Annotated in this window: 5 protein-coding genes; 3 read left to right on the top strand and 2 right to left on the bottom strand. The window is 58.5% G+C overall.

The genetic code is table 11. The annotated features are described in order from the left end of the window. Positions 1–66: 66 nt before the first annotated feature. Positions 67–2,631: an ABC transporter permease gene (locus BIS10_RS17290; RefSeq protein ID WP_253507150.1), complete on the bottom strand. Its 2,565-nt coding sequence runs from the start codon at positions 2,629–2,631 to the stop codon at positions 67–69. Beyond that, a complete protein-coding gene (locus tag BIS10_RS17285; protein WP_044630745.1) occupies positions 2,624–3,433 on the bottom strand; it encodes an ABC transporter ATP-binding protein in 810 nt (269 codons plus the stop codon). Before BIS10_RS17285 ends, BIS10_RS17290 begins: the two co-directional genes overlap by 8 nt. A gap of 115 nt (positions 3,434–3,548) precedes the next feature. On the opposite strand from BIS10_RS17285, the gene BIS10_RS17280 reads away from it, so the two are divergent. The 3 genes from BIS10_RS17280 (at position 3,549) to BIS10_RS17270 (ending at position 4,854) form a co-directional block, all read left to right on the top strand. Continuing rightward, positions 3,549–4,169 (top strand): arylesterase, encoded by a 621-nt coding sequence (locus BIS10_RS17280; protein WP_062363545.1) that lies wholly within the window; start codon positions 3,549–3,551, stop codon positions 4,167–4,169. Between the two features lie 86 nt (positions 4,170–4,255). Next, entirely contained in the window at positions 4,256–4,555 is a 300-nt protein-coding gene (locus BIS10_RS17275) for a type II toxin-antitoxin system RelE/ParE family toxin (protein WP_044630744.1), read from the top strand. After that, positions 4,552–4,854, top strand: a complete 303-nt coding sequence (locus BIS10_RS17270) for an addiction module antidote protein (RefSeq protein ID WP_054641079.1) — start codon at positions 4,552–4,554, stop codon at positions 4,852–4,854. Before BIS10_RS17275 ends, BIS10_RS17270 begins: the two co-directional genes overlap by 4 nt. Positions 4,855–5,092 lie beyond the last annotated feature (238 nt).

Raw genomic sequence — 5,092 nt, 5'->3', positions numbered from 1 at the left:
TCCCCTTCCTTTCCGTCGCTAGACGGCAGCGCAAGCTGAGGGAGGGGAGGATGTCAAGGCTGTAGATTAAGCTTCACCTAGCAGCCCTAAGCTGGCGGCGGGGGCTTGGCGTCGTAGGCTGTAGGAGAGCGCGTGGCCGATGATACCTATCAGCAGCGCGCCGCCGATGGGGAGTGCTAGCCATAGGCCGAGGTGCAGGCGTGGGGTTAAATCGAGCCAGTAGAGGTAGAGCGCGGCAGTAGCCAGTTCCGCCAGGACCGCCCCTAGCAGGCCGCTGGCGAATCCGAGCAGCGCGTATTCAGCCCCTTGCACGCGGGAGATCATCCGGTTGCCTGCACCAAATACCCGCAGTAGGCCACTTTCATGGGCGCGTACCGGGCGGCTGGCGGTGAGCGCGGCGTAGAGCACACTCACGCCCGCCAACAACACCAGAATTAGCACAAGCTCTACCGCGCGAGTCACTTGGGTCAATACATCGCGCACCTGCCCTAGGATGGCATCTACGTTGAGCAGCGAGACGCCGGGGAAGTCGCTAACCAGCTCGCGCACCAAGCCCTGCTCTTCGTCTGGCAGATGGAAAGCGGTAATGAAGCTATGGCCGAACGATTCCAGCACGCCGGGCGGGAAGATCACGAAGAAATTCGGGTTAAAGCTATCCCAGTTCAGGCTGCGCAGGCTTTCGATGCGCGTTTTGATGCTGTCGCTGCCTACGGCGAAGGTGATTTCGTCCCCTAAGCCCAAACCAAGACGCTCAGCCAAACCATCCTCCACCGAAATGGGAACAGTTTCTGAGTCGCTAGAAGGCGTCGCGTCCACTTCGCTCATCCAGCCTTCTGGCTCACTGGCGGGTGTGAACCACTGCCCTGCCACCACTTGGTTGCCTTCGGGTAGTTCGGATTGCCACGTCAGGTTAAGTTCACGGCGCAGCGAGTTGTCGCCTCGGGCATCGGCGGGCACCGCATCTCTGGGCGCTTGTCCGTTAATCTCGGTAATACGCCCACGCACCATGGGGTAAAGGGTGCTTTGGGTATCGACCCGAGGTGCCACCGCTTGCTCGAACGCATCCCGCTCGCCGGGCTGAATGTTGATGGCAAAGTAGTTGGGGGTGTCTTCTGGCAGTTGATGTTGCCAAGTAGTGAGCAGATCCCCACGCACCTGGACGATCATCGCCATGGCAAAAAACGTGACCGAAAATGCCAGCAGTTGGCCAAGCCCCGCCTGCTTGCGGCGGGCCAGTTGACGCCCGCCCAAGCGAAATGCCTGAACCCACTCGCCGCCGCCCTTAAGGCGCTGCACGGCGCGGAGTAAACCATTTAACAACACGGAACTGACGCCCCACAGCAGCGCAAGCAGCGCCGAGCCGCCAATCAGTAGGGCGAGGGCCAGAGAGAAACTGCCGGAGTAGAGCCACAGCAGGCCACCAAACACCGTACCGGCCACGCCGACTACTAGCCAAGCGGCGGGCGGTAACGGGTCCAGCTCTCGGCGCAGGACTTTAAGCGCGCTCACCTGCTTGATACGCAGCAGCGTTGGCCCTGCAAACCCGACCAGCACCGCTAGCGCGGTGAAGATGCCGAGCCACAGCGGCATAATGCCAGGGGGTGGCAGCGTCATGGGCAGAAAGCTCGTTAATAGCCACAGCAGTACGGCTTGGCCGACCAAGCCCAGCAGCGCGCCAATGAGGGAGGCCATGAATGCCAACCCAATCAGTTGCAGGCTGAAAATCGTCACAAGCTGATACTGGCTGGCACCAAAGCAGCGCAGCAGCGCGGCGGTATCCAGGTGACGCTCTACGTAGCGGCGGGTCGACATAGCAACCGCCACCCCAGCCAACAGCACCGCTGCTAATCCGGCAAGGCCTAAGTAGCTTTCCGCACGTTGCAGGGCATTACCCAACTGCGGGCGGTCTACCCGCACATCACGCACCTCTACGCCGTCGCGCCGTAGCTGTGCCAACAAGCCTTGCACCTGATCTAACGCAGCGGGCGGCCCGGCGGCGAGCAGTTCAAACTCAATGCGCGACCCTGGCTGCACCAGGCCAGTGGCCTCAAGGTCAGCGGTATTGAGCATCAAGCGCGGGTTAAAGTTACCAAAACCTGCGGATTGGTCCGCTTCGCGTTCGATAATTCCGCTAATAGTCAGCTCCGTTTGCCCCACCTGCACGCGGTCGCCAATCTCTATCTCGATCAGCTCGGCTAACCGTGGGTCTGCCCAGGCTTCGCCTGCAGGTGGGCCAGAGGCGATTTGCTCAACGCCGTTGCCCCTATCTACGTGAGAAACACCGTAGTGCGGGTACACGTCATCCACCGCTTTGAGGCTGGCGGGCTGGAAGCGCTCCCCCTGGCTGATCATGGAGACCAGACCCACTTGGTCGCTCAGTGTAAAACCCGCCTGCTCTAGCGTATTGCGCAGCTCTTCAGGGAAAGGGTCGCGCTGTTCAAGCACTAAATCGCCCCCCAACATCTGCCCGGCTTGGCGCTCAAGGCCGCGCTCCAAGCGATCAAGAAAGAAGGCAATCATGGTGGACGCGGCCACCGCCAGAACCAGCGCCACAAACAGCGCCTGTACATCCGTCGCACGCAGGTCGCGCTTTAAGCTCCGAGCGGCCAAACGCCAGTTGATATCACTCATCGCCTTCCCCGCTGTTGGCTGGGGCTGGCTCGAACGGGACGAGCTGGCCGTTGGTCAGACGCAGGCAGCGGTCGCAGCGGCGCGCTAAGGCGTGGTCGTGGGTGACGAGAATCAGCGTCGTGCCCGCTTCTTTATTCAACGTGAAGAGCAGGTCGATGATCTGCGCGCCGGTATCCGGGTCCAGGTTGCCAGTCGGCTCATCGGCAAACACCAGCTCAGGGTCGGTCACGAAGGCACGCGCAATGGCGACACGCTGCTGTTCACCGCCAGAGAGCTGTTTGGGCTGGTGGGAAGTCCGCTCGCCAAGCCCTACACGCTCCAACCACTGCTGAGCAGTACGGGTTTCTCCGGCGCGGGGAGAGAGTTCTAGCGGCAGCAGCACGTTTTCCAGCGCGCTGAGGGTCGGCAACAGCTGAAAGTTTTGAAACACGAACCCCACTCGCCCTGCCCGCAGTGCGGCGCGGCCATCTTCATCCAGGCGGCTCAGCGCATGGCCGAAAAGCGTCAACTCACCGTCGCTGGGCGTATCCAACCCGGCCAACAGGCCTAGCAGCGTCGACTTACCCGCCCCGCTTTTACCCAAAATAGCCACGCTCTCCCCCGCCGCCACGCTTAACGACAGGTCGTGTAAAATGGTTAGCGTGCGTTCACCGCTGGTCACTCGTTTGGCCAGCTTTTCCGCGTGCAGCACTGGCTGGCTCACCGCTTCATGGGGAACCTTCTGGGCCGCTGATGAGTCGGTGTTGGACGAAGCCGCATCTTGGGTCGTGGTATTGGATATTGGGTCAGAGGAGTGAGGCATGAAACGTGGATTCCCTTTAGCAATTCAAAAACAAGCAATTCAAAAACTGTTTCGTCAGACACTGGCCTTTCAGCGGGGGCAAACGGCCACCCGGCGTGGTGTGTCTAGCGCCGTCATGCTGATCATATTCTTGGGTGCTGCCCCTTTATACGCCAACACGTCTGAAGAGCACCTACCAACGCTCCTCGTGATGGGCGACAGCTTGAGCGCGGCGTACGGTATTGAGCAGGAGCAGGGCTGGGTCACGCTGCTGGCAGAGCGCCTTGACGGTGAAGCGCACGTCGTCAATGCCAGCATTAGCGGCGAGACCACCTCAGGCGGTGCCCAGCGATTTGCCGATATTATCGGACAGCAGCAGCCGGGTATCGTTCTTTTAGAGCTGGGCGGCAACGATGGCCTGCGCGGTTTACCACCGGCCCAAATGCGCGCCAATCTCGCCACCATGATTGAGCAGAGCCAACAAGCCGATGCTGAGGTACTGTTGCTGGGTATCGATATTCCGCCTAATTACGGTCAAGCCTACCGCGATGCATTTACCAGTGTCTTTCATTCGCTCGCGGATGAGTACGATATTCCGCTGGTGCCCTTCTTGCTGGAAGATATCGCGCTTAATAAACAGCTGATGCAGAGCGATGGTATTCACCCCACTGCCGAGGCCCAACCCATTATCCTAGATAACGTATGGCCTGAGCTTGAATCCATGCTGGAAGAGACGTATCAGGCTTCTTCTCAGTAGTATACTTTGCGCACGGCACTGACTCGCTGGGCAACCCCATTTTTTCATGCCTTGCACGCATGTAGTCTAAGAACTACAATATCTTTATGCTCGCTATTAAACAAACCGACACTTACCGACGGTGGGAACGCAAGCTCCGCGATTCGCGCGCCAAAGCACTGATTGCCGCCCGTATTTTCAGGCTGGCCAACGGATTGACTGGCGATGTAAAACCCGTTGGTCAAGGCATCAGTGAACTGCGTATTCATCATGGCCCAGGATATCGTGTCTATTTTAAACAACGCGGTAATGAGCTTGTCATCCTGTTGTGTGGTGGCGATAAAAGCACTCAGCAAAACGATATCGATACAGCGCAGCGTCTGGCAGCAGAATGGGAGGAATCATGAGCGATAAGATTTACGACTATGACCCAGCAGCAGCCTTAGAGAACGATGAAGCCATCGCGCTCTTTCTCGCTGATGCGCTGGAAACCGGAGATGCCACTTATGTTGCTAAAGCGATGGGTATCGTAGCGCGCGCTAAAGGAATGACAGAGCTTGCTCGCGAAACCGGCCTCTCCCGTGAGCAGCTCTATCGTTCGTTCAGCGAGCAAGGCAATCCAACGCTGAAGACGATGTTGGCCGTCATGCGTGCACTGGGTATGGACTTGACGGCAAAACCACACCAAGAAGAACCAGCAGCATAAAACATTGCCTTTGTGTTTGATCTGACCAAGCGCTTTGCCGTAATAATTTCCTTCCCGAATATCTGAAAACGTTTGGATGCCAATAGGCAGCTTGCGGCGGTTGGCGTTGGGCACGGTGGCTTCCTGCGGTCCACATACATTATCAATCAGCGCGAAAAACCGCTTACTTTTAGTGAGCGGATGGATAGCGCGGCATCCGCAGGATGCCCTTGCTGATGATTTGCACAGTGCTATACTA

This window comes from Halomonas sp. 707B3 (assembly GCF_024158645.1).
Lineage (GTDB): Bacteria > Pseudomonadota > Gammaproteobacteria > Pseudomonadales > Halomonadaceae > Vreelandella > Vreelandella lionensis.
Note: the sequence above shows the minus strand (reverse complement) of the source record. Positions and strands in the feature narration are given on the sequence as shown.

Bases quoted from the DNA above. Each gene is read 5' to 3' on its own strand.
- BIS10_RS17290 (WP_253507150.1), bottom strand. From the start codon at position 2,631: ATGAGTGATATCAACTGGCGTTTGGCCGCTCGGAGCTTAAAGCGCGAC.
- BIS10_RS17275 (WP_044630744.1), top strand. From the start codon at position 4,256: ATGCTCGCTATTAAACAAACCGACACTTACCGACGGTGGGAACGCAAG.
- BIS10_RS17280 (WP_062363545.1), top strand. From the start codon at position 3,549: ATGCTGATCATATTCTTGGGTGCTGCCCCTTTATACGCCAACACGTCT.
- BIS10_RS17285 (WP_044630745.1), bottom strand. From the start codon at position 3,433: ATGCCTCACTCCTCTGACCCAATATCCAATACCACGACCCAAGATGCG.
- BIS10_RS17270 (WP_054641079.1), top strand. From the start codon at position 4,552: ATGAGCGATAAGATTTACGACTATGACCCAGCAGCAGCCTTAGAGAAC.